Annotated in this window: 16 protein-coding genes and 1 pseudogene; 1 reads left to right on the forward strand and 16 read right to left on the reverse strand. The window is 71.9% G+C overall.

Annotated elements, in window-relative coordinates:
• Nucleotides 1–75: 75 nt before the first annotated feature.
• The 5 genes from ACIRFH_RS19920 to rpsB all read right to left on the reverse strand — a co-directional run bounded on the left by ACIRFH_RS19920 (nt 76) and on the right by rpsB (nt 4773).
• Nucleotides 76–1245: a phosphatidate cytidylyltransferase gene (locus ACIRFH_RS19920; RefSeq protein ID WP_403522314.1), complete on the reverse strand. Its 1170-nt coding sequence runs from the start codon at nt 1243–1245 to the stop codon at nt 76–78.
• The gene (gene frr / locus ACIRFH_RS19925; RefSeq protein WP_044388432.1) at nt 1245–1802 is read right to left on the reverse strand and encodes a ribosome recycling factor; all 558 of its coding nucleotides are present in this window, start codon (nt 1800–1802) and stop codon (nt 1245–1247) included. The genes ACIRFH_RS19920 and frr overlap by 1 nt, the downstream gene beginning before the upstream one ends.
• Nucleotides 1803–1982: 180 nt before the next feature.
• Nucleotides 1983–2741 (reverse strand): UMP kinase, encoded by a 759-nt coding sequence (gene pyrH / locus ACIRFH_RS19930; RefSeq protein WP_403522317.1) that lies wholly within the window; start codon nt 2739–2741, stop codon nt 1983–1985.
• Between the two features lie 206 nt (nt 2742–2947).
• A complete protein-coding gene (tsf, locus tag ACIRFH_RS19935; protein WP_403522319.1) occupies nt 2948–3784 on the reverse strand; it encodes a translation elongation factor Ts in 837 nt (278 codons plus the stop codon).
• Between the two features lie 95 nt (nt 3785–3879).
• Nucleotides 3880–4773: a 30S ribosomal protein S2 gene (rpsB, locus tag ACIRFH_RS19940; RefSeq protein WP_403522321.1), complete on the reverse strand. Its 894-nt coding sequence runs from the start codon at nt 4771–4773 to the stop codon at nt 3880–3882.
• Between the two features lie 270 nt (nt 4774–5043).
• Between rpsB and ACIRFH_RS19945 the strand changes: the two genes are divergently transcribed.
• Complete coding sequence (locus tag ACIRFH_RS19945; protein ID WP_403522323.1) at nt 5044–5673, forward strand: murein hydrolase activator EnvC family protein; 630 nt, start codon at nt 5044–5046, stop codon at nt 5671–5673.
• Nucleotides 5674–5960: 287 nt separating this feature from the next.
• Here ACIRFH_RS19945 and ACIRFH_RS19950 read toward each other — a convergent pair whose 3' ends face one another.
• The 11 genes and pseudogenes from ACIRFH_RS19950 to lepB (ACIRFH_RS20000) form a co-directional block, all read right to left on the reverse strand.
• Entirely contained in the window at nt 5961–6518 is a 558-nt protein-coding gene (locus tag ACIRFH_RS19950) for a TetR/AcrR family transcriptional regulator (protein WP_403522454.1), read from the reverse strand.
• A gap of 128 nt (nt 6519–6646) precedes the next feature.
• A complete protein-coding gene (gene whiG / locus ACIRFH_RS19955; RefSeq protein ID WP_403522325.1) occupies nt 6647–7489 on the reverse strand; it encodes an RNA polymerase sigma factor WhiG in 843 nt (280 codons plus the stop codon).
• A gap of 286 nt (nt 7490–7775) precedes the next feature.
• A complete protein-coding gene (dprA, locus tag ACIRFH_RS19960) occupies nt 7776–8951 on the reverse strand; it encodes a DNA-processing protein DprA (RefSeq protein WP_403522457.1) in 1176 nt (391 codons plus the stop codon).
• A 218-nt stretch (nt 8952–9169) separates the two neighbouring features.
• Complete coding sequence (locus tag ACIRFH_RS19965) at nt 9170–10795, reverse strand: YifB family Mg chelatase-like AAA ATPase (protein WP_403522327.1); 1626 nt, start codon at nt 10793–10795, stop codon at nt 9170–9172.
• A complete protein-coding gene (locus ACIRFH_RS19970) occupies nt 10795–11157 on the reverse strand; it encodes a YraN family protein (RefSeq protein ID WP_403522328.1) in 363 nt (120 codons plus the stop codon). Before ACIRFH_RS19970 ends, ACIRFH_RS19965 begins: the two co-directional genes overlap by 1 nt.
• An 88-nt stretch (nt 11158–11245) precedes the next feature.
• The gene (locus tag ACIRFH_RS19975) at nt 11246–11554 is read right to left on the reverse strand and encodes a DUF2469 domain-containing protein (RefSeq protein WP_003965949.1); all 309 of its coding nucleotides are present in this window, start codon (nt 11552–11554) and stop codon (nt 11246–11248) included.
• 56 nt (nt 11555–11610) lie between these two features.
• A complete protein-coding gene (locus ACIRFH_RS19980; protein WP_403522330.1) occupies nt 11611–12132 on the reverse strand; it encodes an NUDIX hydrolase in 522 nt (173 codons plus the stop codon).
• On the reverse strand, nt 12122–12892 hold the full coding sequence (gene lepB, locus ACIRFH_RS19985; RefSeq protein ID WP_403522332.1) for a signal peptidase I: 771 nt from the start codon (nt 12890–12892) through the stop codon (nt 12122–12124). Before lepB (ACIRFH_RS19985) ends, ACIRFH_RS19980 begins: the two co-directional genes overlap by 11 nt.
• A gap of 94 nt (nt 12893–12986) precedes the next feature.
• Nucleotides 12987–13979, reverse strand: coding sequence for a signal peptidase I (gene lepB, locus ACIRFH_RS19990; RefSeq protein WP_403522334.1), 993 nt, complete (start codon nt 13977–13979; stop codon nt 12987–12989).
• Nucleotides 13870–14952 (reverse strand): annotated as a pseudogene (lepB, locus tag ACIRFH_RS19995) (signal peptidase I); the annotation flags it as partial. The pseudogene lepB (ACIRFH_RS19995) and the gene lepB (ACIRFH_RS19990), both read right to left, overlap by 110 nt.
• Entirely contained in the window at nt 14945–15673 is a 729-nt protein-coding gene (gene lepB, locus ACIRFH_RS20000) for a signal peptidase I (RefSeq protein WP_403522336.1), read from the reverse strand. The pseudogene lepB (ACIRFH_RS19995) and the gene lepB (ACIRFH_RS20000), both read right to left, overlap by 8 nt.
• Nucleotides 15674–15683 lie beyond the last annotated feature (10 nt).

Consider the following 15683-nt stretch of genomic DNA (forward strand, 5'->3'; position numbering starts at 1 on the left):
ATCCCCGCGTCGGCGGAGACGATGAAAGGGCCCGCGGCCATACGCCGCGAGCCCTTCCAGACTACCCGACCGCCGTCAACCCGCCCCGACGAAGATCACCAACAACAGCCACACCACCGGCGCCGTCGGCAGGAGCGAGTCCAGGCGGTCCATGATGCCGCCGTGGCCCGGCAGCAGCGTGCCCATGTCCTTGATGCCCAGGTCCCGCTTGATCATGGACTCGCCGAGGTCGCCCAGCGTGGCGCTGGCCGCGACCGCGAGGCCGAGCAGCAGGCCCTGCCACCAGGAACCGCCGTCGATCAGGAACTGCATGCACAGCGCGCCCACCGCCATCGCGAAGGCGACCGCTCCGAGCAGACCCTCGCGGGTCTTGCCGGGGCTGATGCGCGGGGCGAGCTTGGTCCGGCCGAAACGCCAGCCGACCGCGTACGCGCCGGTGTCGCTGACGACCGTCAGCAGCAGGAAGGTCAGGACGCGCCAAGGGCCGTCGTCGGCCGCCAGCATCATGGCGACGAACGTGGCCAGGAACGGCACGTAGAAGGCGGCGAACAGGCCCGCCGTGACGTCCTTGAGGTAGTCCTCCGGCGGTTCGGTCATCCGCCAGACGAGGACCGCCAGCGCCGTGAGCGCCATGGCGACCCACGCGCCCTCGGCGCCGCGCACGTACCCGGCGACGACCATCGCCGCGCCGCCGACCGCGAGCGGCACGAGGGGCGCCTTGATGCCCTTGCGCTCCTGGAGCCGCGTGGTCAGCTCCCACAGGCCCACCACGACGGCTATGGCGATGACCCCGACGAAGACGGCCTTGACGAAGAACAGCGACGCGACGATCACCGCGCCGAGCCCGACGCCGACCCCTATCGCGGCACCCAGGTCGCGCCCCGCGCTCTTCTTCTGCGGCTGGGGCTGCGGCTGCGGCTGCGCCGGCTGCTGGGCGTCGGGCATGGGCTCCGGATTCTGCGGCACAGCCGCATACGGCTGCGCCGACGGGGTCTCGCCGCGGTACGTGTCGTCGCGCAGCGGCTCGTCTCGGACCAGGGGGCCGCTCAGCCGAGCGGCCCCCTGGTCGTCATCCTGGTCTCCGCCGTGTTCGGGTACGTCGGGCACGATGGGCATGGGGCGAGTCTGCTGCGCGTTGTGCGCATCGTACGCGGGACCCGCCGGGGCCGCCCCCTGGACAGGTCCCCGGTCGGACGGCCCCCAGTGCCCGGCTTGTGGCGGCGCTCCCCAGGAAGAGTCGTTCATCAGACCTCGAGCAGTTCGGCTTCCTTGTGCTTCAGGAGCTCGTCCACCTGGGCGACGTACTTGGCGGTGGTGTCGTCGAGCTCCTTCTCCGCACGGCGGCCCTCGTCCTCGCCGACCTCGCCGTCCTTGACCAGCTTGTCGATGGCGTCCTTGGCCTTGCGGCGCACGGAGCGGATGGACACCTTGGCGTCCTCGCCCTTGCCCTTGGCGACCTTGATGTACTCGCGGCGGCGCTCCTCGGTGAGCTCGGGGAACACCACCCGGATGATGTTGCCGTCGTTGCTCGGGTTGACGCCCAGGTCGGAGTCGCGGATCGCCTGCTCGATGTTGCGCAGGGCGCTCTTGTCGAACGGCGTCACCACGGCCATGCGCGGCTCGGGCACGGAGAACGAGGCCAGCTGGTTGATCGGCGTCGGTGCGCCGTAGTAGTCGGCCACGATCTTGTTGAACATCGCCGGGTGCGCACGGCCGGTGCGGATCGCGGCGAAGTCCTCCTTGGCGACCACGACGGCCTTCTCCATCTTCTCCTCGGCCTCGAGGAGGGTCTCTTCGATCACCACTTGCTCCTGCGTGTCTTGAGTAGGCCCGGCTGCGCTTCTGTCTGAGCTGCGGCCGGCTGCGTCGCGTCTTCTTCCTGCACGGTTCCCGACCGGCGGGACATTGTCCATCCCCCGGCCCGGCCCCGTCCCGTCCGTCCCCCGGACAGGTGGCGTCCGCGGACAGGGGTGGTTCTCCGGTCAGTCCCGGCTGTCCTGGACTCCCACAAGTGTGCCGATCTTCTCACCCTTGACGGCGCGGGCGATATTGCCCTCCTTCAGAAGCTCGAAGACGACGATCGGGAGGCTGTTGTCGCGGCAGAGCGTGATGGCCGTGGCGTCGGCGACCTTCAGGTCACGGGTGATGACCTCGCCGTAGCCGAGCGCGTCGAACTTCACGGCGTCCGGGTTGGTCTTCGGGTCGGAGTCGTAGACACCGTCCACGCCGTTCTTGCCCATGAGCAGCGCCTCGGCGTCGATCTCGAGGGCGCGCTGGGCGGCGGTGGTGTCGGTGGAGAAGTACGGCATGCCCATACCGGCACCGAAGATGACCACGCGACCCTTCTCCAGGTGGCGCACGGCGCGCAGCGGGATGTACGGCTCGGCGACCTGGCCCATGGTGATGGCGGTCTGCACGCGGCAGTCGACGCCCTCCTTCTCCAGGAAGTCCTGGAGGGCCAGGCAGTTCATCACGGTGCCGAGCATGCCCATGTAGTCGGAGCGGGCGCGGTCCATGCCGCGCTGCTGGAGTTCGGCGCCGCGGAAGAAGTTGCCGCCGCCGATGACGACGGCGATCTGGGCGCCGTCGCGCACGACGGCCGCGATCTCACGTGCGATCTTGTGCACCACGTCGGGGTCGACGCCCAGGCCCCCACCGCCGGAGAAGGCCTCTCCGGACAGCTTCAGCATGAAGCGGCCGCGTACTTTGCCGTCGTCGCTCTTCTCGGCCTTGGTGGTCATGGGGATCTCGCCTCTTCTACGTGGGTCACACACACGAAGAAGGCCATTGCCGGTGGGGGCGTGTTTCGCATCCCGTACGCGGCAATGGCCTCCTCGTCAGATCTGCTGTCGTCCGCCGCCACGCGCGTGTGCGCGGTGGCGGACGGCAACGGCGCGGACGACTGCTGTCGACCCTACCGGGGTCGTGCGTCCGTCGCGGTACGGACTCAGATGCCGACCTTGATGCGCGTGAAGCGCTTCAGGGTGACACCGGCCTCGTCCAGCACCTTCTGGACGGACTTCTTGTTGTCGAGCGCGTAGGGCTGGCCCAGCAGCGTGGCGTCCTTGAAGAAGCCGTTGAGGCGACCCTCGACGATCTTCGGCAGGGCGGCCTCGGGCTTGCCCTCGGCGCGGGTGGTCTCCTCGGCGACGCGGCGCTCGGACTCGACGACCTCGGCCGGGACGTCCTCCTTGGAGAGGTACTTCGGCGCGAAGGCGGCGATGTGCTGGGCGACGCCCTTGGCGATCTCGGCGTTCGGCTTGTCCAGCTCGACGAGGACACCGATCTGCGGGGGCAGGTCGGGCATCGTGCGGTGCATGTACGCGGTCACGTAGCCGCCGGAGAACTGCGCGAAGCGGTCCAGGACGATCTTCTCGCCCAGGTTGGCGTTGGCCTCGTCCACGAACGCCTGGACGGTCTTGCCGGGCTCGATCTCGGAGGCGAGCAGCGCCTCGAGGTCGGCCGGGGCGGCCTTGGCGACGTGCTCGGCGATGGCCGTGGCGACGTTCTGGAACTTCTCGCCCTTGGCGACGAAGTCCGTCTCGCACTTCAGCTCGACGAGGACACCCGAGGTGTTGTCGTCGGCGATGATCGATACGACGGCGCCGTTCTCGGCAGAGCGGCCCTCGCGCTTGGCGACGCCCTTCTGACCCTTGATGCGGAGCGCCTCGACGGCCTTCTCGACGTTGCCCTCGGCCTCGTCCAGCGCCTTCTTGCAGTCCATCATGCCGGCGCCGGTGAGCTCACGAAGCTTCTTGACGTCGGCGGCGGTGTAGTTCGCCATGATTCCGGAATCTCTCTCGAAGTCTGAAGATCTACGGGCCGGACGGCGGGGACTGGTGTGGTCCCCGCCGTCCGGCACCCGAAGGTGGTGAGGGGTCAGGCCTGCTCGGCGTCCGCGGCGGGGGCCTCGGCCGGAGCCTCGGCGGCAGCCTCGGCCGGGGCCTCAGCGGGGGCCTCGGCAGCGGCCTCGGCGGGCTTCTCGGCCTCGTCGGCCTTCTTCTCACCCTCGAGCAGGTCGCGCTCCCACGCGGCCAGCGGCTCGCCGGCGGCCTTGTCGCCCTTGCCCTCGGTGGCGGCACCGGAGCGGGCGATGAGGCCCTCGGCGACGGCGTCGGCGATCACACGGGTGAGGAGGGTGACGGAGCGGATCGCGTCGTCGTTGCCCGGGATCTTGTAGTCGACCTCGTCGGGGTCGCAGTTGGTGTCGAGGATGGCGACGACCGGGATGTTGAGCTTCCGGGCCTCGCCGACCGCGATGTGCTCCTTCTTGGTGTCCACGATCCAGACGGCGCTGGGCACCTTGGACATCTCGCGGATACCGCCGAGGGTCTTCTCCAGCTTGGCCTTCTCACGGGAGAGGACCAGCAGCTCCTTCTTGGTGAGGCCGGAGGCGGCCACGTCCTCGAAGTCGATCTGCTCGAGCTCCTTGAGGCGCTGCAGGCGCTTGTAGACGGTCGAGAAGTTGGTGAGCATGCCGCCCAGCCAGCGCTGGTTGACGTAGGGCATGCCGACGCGGGTGGCCTGCTCGGCGATGGCCTCCTGCGCCTGCTTCTTCGTGCCGACGAACATGACCGTGCCGCCGTGGGCGACGGTCTCCTTGACGAACTCGTAGGCGCGGTCGATGTACGACAGCGACTGGAGCAGGTCGATGATGTAGATGCCGTTGCGCTCGGTGAAGATGAAGCGCTTCATCTTCGGGTTCCAGCGACGGGTCTGGTGACCGAAGTGGACGCCGCTCTCCAGCAGCTCCCGCATCGTGACGACGGCCATGGCCGTATCTCCTTGAGTTCTCGGTTGTGCCGCGGAAGCCGGACGGCTCCCACGCCTGACGCCCGCGATGCGCCGTGCCACTGGGGACCGAGGGGCGCTGGCACGAGCCTGGGGGGCTTCGTGTCGGGGCGTGCGAAGTCGACCCGGTCACCCGGGTCGCCATCAGAAGTGTACGGGACCGGAGGGGCGCCGGGTGACGCGGCTGTCCACAACCGGCGAGTGGTCCACAGGCCCGAACGGTGGCCGGCGCCGGTGCGGGACGGTTCCCGTATGCGAGCGAGGCGATGTGCGGGTGTGTGTGCGTGGGTGGCGGTGCTGTCGGCCGTCCTGGTCCCGGGGCCGCCGAGACCGGAGCGGCCGGCATCGCCGGTGGCGCCGGTGGCGGTCGCGGTCGCCGCGGCGGGGCCGGGGCGGGAGCCGGGCCCGGCGGTGCCGGCCGTGGCCCGGTTCTGGCCGGTCGGCTCACGGCCCGCGGTCCTGCGGGGCTGGGAGCCTCCGTCGACGCCGTACGGACCGGGGCACCGCGGCGTGGATCTCGCCGCGCCGGCCGGAGCCCCGGTGCGGGCGGTGGCCGCGGGGAGGGTGTCCTTCGCCCGGCGGGTCGCGGGCAGGGGCGTCGTCTCGCTGGAGCTGACGGGAACGGGTGACCCGCCGCTGCGGACGACGTACGAGCCGGTGCGGGCGTCGGTCCGCAAGGGCGACGAGATCACCGCGGGCGAGCCGCTGGGCACGGTGGAACCGTCGGGGACCCACTGCTCGGCGTGTCTGCACTGGGGTGCACTGAGGGGGGACGTCTATCTGGACCCGCTCGCGCTGCTGCCGCCGTGGCTGCTCGGCACCGGTCCGTCGAGGCTGCTGCCGGTGCTGGGAGTCCCCCTTCCCGCCGAGCCGCGGCCATAGGCGCCTCCCCGTGCCCGAACGGGGCCGGAAGGAACCCCGAGGGAAGTACGGGCGTGCGCCGCGGCCCCTCCGAGGCGACTCCGTGACACCGGGCCGTCCACCCGGCCGGGGGACACGGCACCGGGCACCCGGTACGCGCTGCGGCCTCTTCGAAAGCCCCACGGCGCCGGGCCGTGCAGCGGCCGGGAGACGCGGCACGCGCCGCGATCCCTCCGCGGCCCCCGCGACGCCGGGCCGCGCACCCGGCTCCGGGACATGGCGCCCGTCACTCGCCGGGGCCTCGACGGTCAGCCCTGGACGCCTCGCAACGCCATGGAGACGGCCGCCTCCGTGACCACCTCCGGCTCCTCGGCCGCCCCGAGCTCGATCCGCCGCACCGCCGCGTCCACGACTCCCTGGAGCAGCATCGCCGCCAGCCGCGGCTGCTCGTGCCCCATCTCGCCCAGCGCCTCGACGATCATCGCGACCAGACCGCCGTGCGCCGCCCGGATCTTCTCGCGGGCCCCGGCGTCCAGTTCACTCGCGGAGATGGCCACCACGGCCCGGTGCCGCCGGTCCCCGACCAGGTCGAGCTGCCGGCGTACATACGCCTCGACCTTGCCCTCGGGTGTCGCCTCGCGCTCCATCGCCGCCTCGACCTCCGCGGCCCAGACGGGGAAGTCGACGGCGCACAGCTCCTCGACGACCGCGGCCCGCGACCGGAAGTACTCGTAGACGGACGAACGGGCGAGCCCCGTCCGCTCGGCGAGGGCGGGGAAGGTCAACGCCTCCGTCCCACCGTCGGACAGCAGGGAGCGGGCCGCGTCCAGCAGGGCGGCACGCTGCATCGACCGGTGCTCGGCCACGGAGGCCGCTCGAATCCTTGGCACGTCACCACTTTACGGAGGCGTTCGCCCGTACGGGAGTCGCCCACCCGGCCGCGGGACGGCCACCCCGGCCACCGGCGCGGCCGCTCGGGGGTCGTCGGGGCAGGTCAGCGGCCGAATGCCGCCAGCTTCGCCCGCAGCTGCAGTACGGACTTGGTGTGGATCTGGCTGACCCGGCTCTCGGTCACGCCCAGCACGTTGCCGATCTCGGCGAGGGTGAGTCCCTCGTAGTAGTACAGGGTGACGACGGTCTTCTCCCGTTCGGGCAGCGTGTTGATCGCCCGCGCCAGGAACCGCCGCAGCTCCCGGTCCTCGGCGATCTCCACCGGGTTGTCGGCGGCGGTGTCCTCCAGTGTGTCCATGAGGCTGAGCCGGTCCCCGCCCTCGCCCCCGGCGTGCAGCAGCTCCTCCAGGGCCACGACGTTGGCCAGTGACAACTGGCTGAAGACCGCGTGGAGGTCCTCCACCGCGATCCCCATCTCACCGGCCACCTCGCTCTCCGACGGGGTCCGCCGCAGCCGGGCCTCCAGCGTCGCGTACGCGCGCTCCACGCTCCGCGCCTTCTGCCGCACGGACCGCGGGATCCAGTCCAGCGCGCGCAGCTCGTCGATCATCGCGCCCCGGATCCGGGTGATCGCGTACGTCTCGAACTTGATCTCCCGGTCGACGTCGAACTTCTCGATGGCGTCGATCAGTCCGAACACCCCGGAGGAGACGAAGTCCGCCTGCTCGACGTTGGGCGGGAGCCCCACGCTCACCCGGCCCGCCACGTACTTCACCAGGGGCGAGTAGTGCAGGATCAGCTGTTCCCGCAGCCGCTCGTCCCCCGTCGCCTTGTACGACCGCCACAGCTCGTCGAGCGTCGAGGGGGCGGGCGGTCGCACGCTGCCACCGTCGCGGGCGGCTGGGGGGAGCGCCGCCCGGTCGGACCCGGAGGTGTGCTGGGGCATTCGTCGCCTTGTGCCGTTCTGCCGTGATGTCGTGTGCCTGGGGTGAGGCCACCGGCCTGCTGTCCGGTTGTCGCCTGTTGTCGCCTGTCTGCGTGGGGGGCACCGTGAGCGTAGCGTGACTGGGCTGTCGCGGTGCGCGAAGAGCGGTCGGGGGGTCGTACGCAGATACGTTCCGCTGGGCATCCTGCAGAGGGGACGCCGATCGCTCATCGTGAACATTCGAATCCCCCAACTGCGGGAATCCCCAAGGACTTAGGGCTTCCCCCGGACGGCCGAACACCCTCGGTCAGCACGGGCTCCGGCCGCCGCGGACCGAGATCATCGCCTGGCGTGTCAACTTCCAGCCGTCGCCGTGTCGTTCGACGTAACCGAGTGCTCGAAGCTCGTACAGTCTCGCGACCGCGTCGTCCTGTGTGGTCTGTGCGCGGCGCGCGACGTCGGCCGCCACCGCCGTTCCGCGCGCCGGGAGCCCGGCCAGCACCTGCCGGGTCCGGGGTTCCAGCAGGTCGGTGGGCAGCACCGGACCTCGCCGGTCCGGGGCCAGTTCGCCCATGTCACCGACCAGTTCGACGACCTCCGCGGCGTCGGTGACGAGTACGGCGTCGCCGCGCAGCAGCTCGTGCACTCCCGCGGAGAGCCCGCTGGTGGCCGGCCCGGGCACTCCCATGGTGTGCCGGCCCAGACGCTGCGCCGCCCGTGCCGTGGCCAGCGAGCCACTGCGGAGGGCGGCCTCGACGACGACGGTGCCCCGAGTGAGCGCGGCGATCACGCGGTTGCGCAGGACGAATCTGCTCGGTGTCGGGTGATCACCCGGCGGCAGCTCCCCGACGACCAGTCCCTGCTCCGCGATCCTGGTGATCAGCCCCGTGTGCCCGGGCGGGTAGGGGCGGTCGACGCCGCAGGCGAGGACGGCCGCGGTGGCGCCGCCCGCGCCGAGGGCGCCCCGGTGGGCGGCGCCGTCGACGCCGTAGGCTCCGCCGGACACCACGACCCAGCCGCGTTCGGCGAGGCCGGCGGCGAGGGTGGCCGCCATGTGGGCGCCGTACTCGGTGCAGGCGCGGGCGCCCACGACCGCCACCGACCGCAGCGCCCACACGCGCAGGCTGGGCCGGCCGCGCACCCACAGTCCGAGGGGCCGGGCGTCCCCCAGGTCGTCGAGCTGCCGGGGCCACTCGGCGTCGCCGGGCGCCACGAACCGCACCCCGGCCGCCTGCGCGACGGCGAGGTCCCCGCGCGGGTCGGCCCGGCCGGCCCGGGCGCAGAGCCCGGCCCACCGTTTTCCGCTCACCCCCGGCAGGGCGCGTCCGCCCTCCCTCAGCCGCCGCACCACTTCCGCGACCCCGCGCTCCCGCACCCATCGTCCACCGGTCTCGTCGCCGGGCTCGATGACCCGCGTGAGGAAGACCCGCCCGAGCAGCTCGCCCTCCGCGGTCTCGTCACCGACCCGCTCCTCCTGGCCCACGCCGCTCTCACCGTCCCCCGCGCTCGCGCCACCGTCTCCGGTCACGCCGCCGGCCGTGTCGCCGATCCCGATGCGGTCGCCCTTCCCCGCCGGGCGACCGCCGCCGGTCACGGGGGTGTCCCCCACGAGGCCGTGACCGGCGCCCGCGTCACCGTTCCCGGTCACGCCGTCCCCCTCCTGGCCGCCCCGGTCGCTCCCGGCCGCGCCCTCTCCCCCGTTCACGTCAGTGCCCCCAGCTCCATGGGAACGCCGCGCGGCACCCCCGTGCGGAGCTGGAGTGCCAGGGCGACGTCCCGCGCGTCGGGCCGGTCGTGGCCGACGAGGTCCGCGACGGTCCAGGCGACGCGCAGGACCCGGTCGAGGCCCCGCGCCGTGAGCACGCCCCGTTCGAGGCAGCGTTCGGCGTCGTCCAGCGCGCCGGGCGCGGCGTACCAGCGGCTGCGCAGCTCGCGTCCGGGCACCTCGCTGTTCGAGCGCCACGGGGTGCCGGCGAGGCGGGCGGCGGCCCGTTCGCGCGCCCCCCGCACCCGGTCGGCGACCGTCGCGGTGGAGTCTCCCCGGCTGCCGTCCCCCGCGAGCTCCCTGCGCGTGACCCGGTCCACCTCGACGCGGAGGTCGACCCGGTCGAGCAGTGGTCCGGACAGCCTGGCCTGGTAGCGGCGGACCGACGAGGGCGAGCACTCGCACAGGTCCTCCTTCTGCGAGAAGCGTCCGCACGGACAGGGGTTGGCGGCCAGCACCATCAGAAAGCGCGCCGGGAACCGCACCACGCCCGCGCTCCGCGCGATGACGACGTGTCCGGCCTCCAGCGGCTGGCGCAGCGCGTCGAGGGCATGGCTGCTGAACTCGGGAGTCTCGTCCAGGAAGAGGACTCCACGATGGGCGAGCGACACGGCGCCGGGCCGGCCCACGCCGGGGCCGCCGCCGACGAGGGCCTGCATCGTGGCGGAGTGGTGCGGCGCGCAGTAGGGAGCGACGTCGATGAGGGGTTTGCCCGGCGGCAGCAGGCCCGCCACCGAGTGCACCGCGGTGACCTCCAGCGACTCCGCCCGGCCCAGCCGGGGCAGGATGGCGGGCAGCCGCTCGGCGAGCATGGTCTTCCCGGCGCCGGGCGGCCCCTCCAGGAAGAGGTGGTGTCCGCCGGCCGCGGCGACCTCCACCGCCGTGCGGGCCGAGGTCTGACCGACGACGTCGGCGAGGTCGTGGCCGTGGTCGTGCTGGGCCGCGCCCATGCTGTGCATCCCCGTGGCCGCGCCCGTGCCGGGCATGCGCAGGCCGGCCATGAGCGGGTCGGGGCCGCCCTGCCGGTCCTGCTCCTCCTCCGGCACGGGTTCGTCGGAGAGGACGGCGATCAGCTGGCGCAGACTGCGCACGCCGAGGACGGAGACATCGGGGACCAGGGACGCCTCGGCGGCGGCGCACTCGGGCACGACCACCTGCTCGTACCCGGCCTCCGCCGCGGCCAGGACCGCCGGCAGGATGCCGCGCACCGGTCGCACCCGTCCGTCCAGGCCCAGTTCCCCGATCATCAGGATGTCGGCCAGCACCCGCGGGTCGATGCGCTCGGCGGCACCGAGCACGGCCGCGGCGACCGCCAGGTCGAACCCGCTGCCGCTCTTGGGCACCGACGCCGGACTGAGCCCCACCGTCAGCTTCTTCTGCGGCCACTCCGCACCCGAGTTCACCACCGCCGCCCGGACCCGGTCCCGGCTCTCCGTCAGGCTCTTGTCCGGCAGCCCCACCAGCGTGAACGCCGCCACGCCCGGTTCGAGGTCGGCCTGGACCTCGACCACCACGCCTTCGACGCCGACCAGCGCCACGGAGCACGTACGCGCGAACCCCATCACGCCACCCCCCGCGCGTGCTCGACGACGGGCGCGCCACGCCGTGGCAGGAGCACGCCCACCAGGTCGATGCGGACGCCCCCGGGCGGGGCTCCCCCGTGGGTCTGGATCCAGCGGTCGGCGAGCCGGCGCAGCCGCTCCGCCTTGTCGGGGGTCACCGCGGCCATCGGGTGTTCGAACACGCCGCCCCTGCGGGTCTTGACCTCGCAGACGACCAGGACGTCCCCGTCCCGCGCGACGATGTCGATCTCGCCCGCCCTGCCGCAGCGCCAGTTGCGTTCCAGGACGGTCAGTCCGGTCTCACCCAGCCGGCGGGCGGCGAGCGTCTCGCCGTACTTGCCCAGCGCACCTCGTGCGTTCATGTCGGCACCACCTCCGGCGCCAACGATCACGCAGACGGGCCGATCCCGTCGCTCACGGTGAACTACTCACCGGTTGTGGAAAACTCCGTCACCCGCCCGGAAGCTCCAGGTCGCTCTTGTTCAGCTCCTCGATGTTCACGTCCTTGAACGTCAACACCCGTACCTGCTTCACGAAGCGCGCCGGGCGGTACATGTCCCACACCCAGGCGTCGGCCATGGAGACCTCGAAGAACACCTCACCCTGGACCGAGTGCACCTGCATCTCGTAGTCGTTGGTGAGGTAGAAACGCCGCTCGGTCTCGATCACGTATTTGAACAGACCGACGACATCGCGGTACTCCCGGTAGAGCTTGAGCTCCATCTCGGTCTCGTACTTCTCGAGGTCCTCGGCGCTCATGGCATGTTCCCCTTCAGCCGTGCGATCTCCCCATTGTGCGCCAGCCCCGTGCTCCCCTAGACGATTTCGGTGTCCAGGATCACCGGTCCGGCCGGGGGGCCCTCGTCGAGCAGCGTGCGCAGCAGCTCGGCGAGTCTGGTCGGATACACCGTCTCACGTGCGTGGGCCAGTTCCCGACACGTCCACCAGCGCGCTCCGGCGACACTGCGCCGTTCCAGTTCGGTCAGGCCCGCGGCCTCGGTCGTGGTCTGGGCGGTGCGGGCCAGGTAGTACCACTCGTCCTGGTCCCAGCGGCGGCCCGCGAACGGGAAGGAGCACCGGCGCCGCCACAGCACGGGGCCGAGTTCGATCTCGGTGATGCCGGTCTCCTCCTCGAGTTCCCGCCGGGCGGCCTCCTCGCGGGTCTCGTCGCCCTCCACACCTCCGCCCGGGGTGAACCACCAGTCGTCGGCCGGGTCGTCCGGTTCGTGGCCGTGGAGCAGCAGGATGCGGTCCTCGGGGTCGAGCAGCACCACCCGGGCGACCCGGCGCAGGCCACCCTCGCGGGCGCCCTCCCCCGCCGGCGTCTCAGCGGCCACCGGCGGGCTCCTTCCGGGTCCGGGAGGCGGCGGCCCGTTCGGCGATCGGGCCGTAGGCGGCGCCGCCGAGGATGAGGACGGCCCCGGCGATCACCAGCGCGACGACCGTGCGCAGCGGGCCCGGCGAGGAGATGCCTCCCAGCGCCTCGAAGCCCGTCGGCCGTACGAGCATGCCGTTCATCGGCCACACGACGGCGTCCACGCGGGCGTCCACGGCGTCGCGCGACACGGTGCCGCCGGCCGCGTCGGTGAGGTGGGCGGTGGAGTCCACGGAGTTGTCGCGCTCGTCGCCGAGCAGGAACAGGCGCCCCTCGGGGACGGTCACGGTCGGGAAGTTGCTGATCTCGGCAGGCGTACCGGCCGGCAGGTAGGGCTCGTCGATCACCTTGCCGTTGACCTTGAGCCTGCCCTTCTGGCAGCAGGCGACGGTGTCCCCGCCGACGGCCACCACACGCTTGACCATGGGGGCGTCGGCCCAGGTCGCGTCCTTGAAGACGACGACGTCGCCGCGGCGGACGTCCGTGCCGTCGATCCGCTGCGCGAGCACCCGGTCACCGGCGTGGATCGTCGGCGTCATGGAGCCGGTCGGCACGGTGTAGGGCCGGTATACCACCGCCCCCCAGGCGAACCCGCCGAGGAACAGCACCAGGCCCAGCGCCACGGCGATGCCGGACAGCCGCTGCCCGGTCCTGCCGCCCGCCGGGGCCTTCTTCGCGCCACCGCGGTGCGGGGCCGTACGTGTCGTGCTCTCGCCACCCATGGATCCGCACCCTACCGGGCAGTACCCGAACGGGGCAGTCCCTTCCGGCACCGGAGACCGCCGGCCCGGAAGGACGCGCTCCGGGGGGGGCGCTTCAGCGGGTGTCGGCGGGGGCGGTCCTCCTGCGGCGCCACCAGACGACCGGGGCGACACCGGCGAGGGCGAGGCCCTGGGGTGCGGCCGCGAGCGCGGCGGCGGCCGACGGCGGGTTCTTCAGGCCGTCCTGGTCGAAGGTCTCCGGAACCGGCAGGGTGTCCCAGTGGTTGACCGGCCAGGCGACCACGATGGCGCGGCCGACGACCTCCTTCACGGGGACCATGCCGCCGTGCTTGTCCGACTGGTTGTAGCGGGAGTCCGCGGAGTTCTGCCGGTGGTCGCCCATGACCCAGAGGGAGCCCTCGGGGACCTTCACCTTGAACCGGCCGCCCTGGTCGTCGTCGCTGCACGGCGTGTTGCCGGGGTAGACGTACGGCTCGTCGAGCGCCATGCCGTTGACCTTGAGCGGGCCCGTGCCGTTGCACTCGACCGTGTCGCCGCCGACTCCGATGACGCGCTTGATCAGGTCCTTCTCGTCCGCGGACGGCATCAGGCCGATCCAGCTGAGAACCGTCTGCAGTGCGTTCGGCTGGGGCGTCGGCTCGCCCGCCAGCCACTGGTCGGGGTCGTGGAAGACCACGACCTCCCCGCGCTCGGGCTCCGAGCCGAACCACGGGGTGAGCTTGTCGACCAGGACCCGGTCACCCTCCGTGAGGGTGTTCTGCATCGATGCGGACGGGATCGAGAACGCCTGCACCAGGAAGGTCTTGATCAGCAACGCGAGTACCAGCGCGATGCCGATGAGGATCGGCAGTTCCTTCCAGAAGGAACGCTGCTTCTTGGCCGCGGGACGCTCCGTGGGCGGGGTTCCGCCCACTCCTTCGTCCTCGGTCCCGTTCTGTTCGTCCGTCACTCTGCCGCCCTCGGCCGTCCCGGAGTCGCTCGCGAAGGCCTGGGGTCCGTCCGCGGACGGACCGGCCGCTTCCGTGGGGCGTTCCGGATGTTCCTCGCCGTCGTGACCGGACCGTGCGCCAACCGCCACATCCCCCACGCCAACTCCTTACTCTCTGCCACCGCCTGCCCCGTACACGGCGCAGGCCCACCACTCCCATAACGAGCGGGAGTTCCGCAGGGGTCGGGAGTTGAATCTTCGCGTTCGGATCGTCGGGGGCAACCCTATGCGACAGCACCGGCGCAGCGGCCGAACCGGAGGCCGAGTCGGGCACGGACGCGTACGTTCCCGGCTCGTCCAGAGTGGTCCAGTGGCCGAACGGCCAGGCGATCACCATGGCCCGCCCCACCACCTCGTCCTCGGAGACCGTGCCGTGGTCGGTGTCCTGGTGGACGCGGGAGTCGGCGGAGTTGGAGCGGTGGTCGCCCATCACCCACAGCCGCCCCTCGGGGACGGTGACGTCGAACGGCGTCGTGGAGGGGACGTCGCCGGGATACAGGTAGTCCTCGTTCAGGGGAACGCCGTTGACGGTGATCCGTCCCTGGGTGTCGCAGCACTTGACGTGGTCCCCGCCCACCCCGACGACCCGCTTGATGAGGTCCTTCTCGTCGTCGGAGGGCAGCAGGCCGATGAAGGCGAGGCCCTCCTTGACCTGCTTGACGACGACGGGGTCGTGCTTCTTGGCGGTCTGCTCGCCCTGGAGCCAGCCACCGGGGTCGCGGAAGACGACGACGTCCCCGCGCTCCGGCCTGGAGCCGAACCAGGGGGTGAATTTGTCGACCATGACGCGGTCGCCGATCCGGATCGTCTGCTCCATCGAGCCCGACGGGATGACGAAGGCCTGGACGAGGAAGGTCTTCAGGACCAGCGCGATGAGAACGGCGACGCCGATGAGGAGCGGTATCTCCTTGACGGCACCGCGTCTGCGGCGCCGCTTGACCTTGCGCTGGAGCTTGCGCCGCTCGGCACGGGTCCGGCCGCCGGCCGGAGCGACGGCGCGCCGGGACCCGGTGGGCAGGAGGTCCTCCGTGGGGCTGCTGGGCGTCCCGCGCGGCTTGCCCCGGCTACCCATCGGCGCCCTCGGCGGCCGGCGCCGGTGCGGGCACGCGCGTGTAGGCGTCCGGACGGCCGAGGTGGGTGGCGTGACCGAAGGGCCAGACGATCCAGTCGGCGCGGCCGATCACCTCGCCCACCGGGACCATGCCGCCGCCCGGCGAGCCCAGGTGGTCGCGCGAGTCGCTGGAGTCGTCGCGGTGGTCACCGAGGACGAACAGGGTTCCGTCGGGTACGACGACGTCGAAGGGCACCGCGGACGGTCGGTCACCGGGGTACAGGAACGCCGACTCGTCGACCGGACGGTCGTTCACCTCGACCCTCCCCTCCTTGTCGCAGCACACCACGTGGTCCCCGCCCACGCCGACAACGCGTTTGATGTAGTCGCCGTGCCCGAACAGACCGGTGCCGTCGAACACGACGATGTCGCCCCGCTGCGGCCGGCCACCGAAACGGTACGCCAACTTGTTGACGAGAACCCGGTCACCGATTCTCAGTCCGCGCTCCATGGAACCGCTGGGGATCTGGAACGGCCGCAGCACGAAGGTGCTGAGCAGCAGCAGGGACATCAGGAGGACGAGGAGGGTCACGGTGATCCGTCCGCCCGGCACCCAGTCGGCGATCCACGCCGAGAACGCGGAACGCGACCGTCCCTCCGGTCCCTCCGTGTCCGAGGGGTGCTCGGCGTCGGAAGGGCGGGAGGAGCGGTCGCGCTCCGTGGGCTGTGCTTCGGTGTCCATCGGAGCCAGA

This window comes from Streptomyces sp. NPDC093586 (assembly GCF_044764905.1).
Taxonomy (GTDB): Bacteria; Actinomycetota; Actinomycetes; order Streptomycetales; family Streptomycetaceae; genus Streptomyces.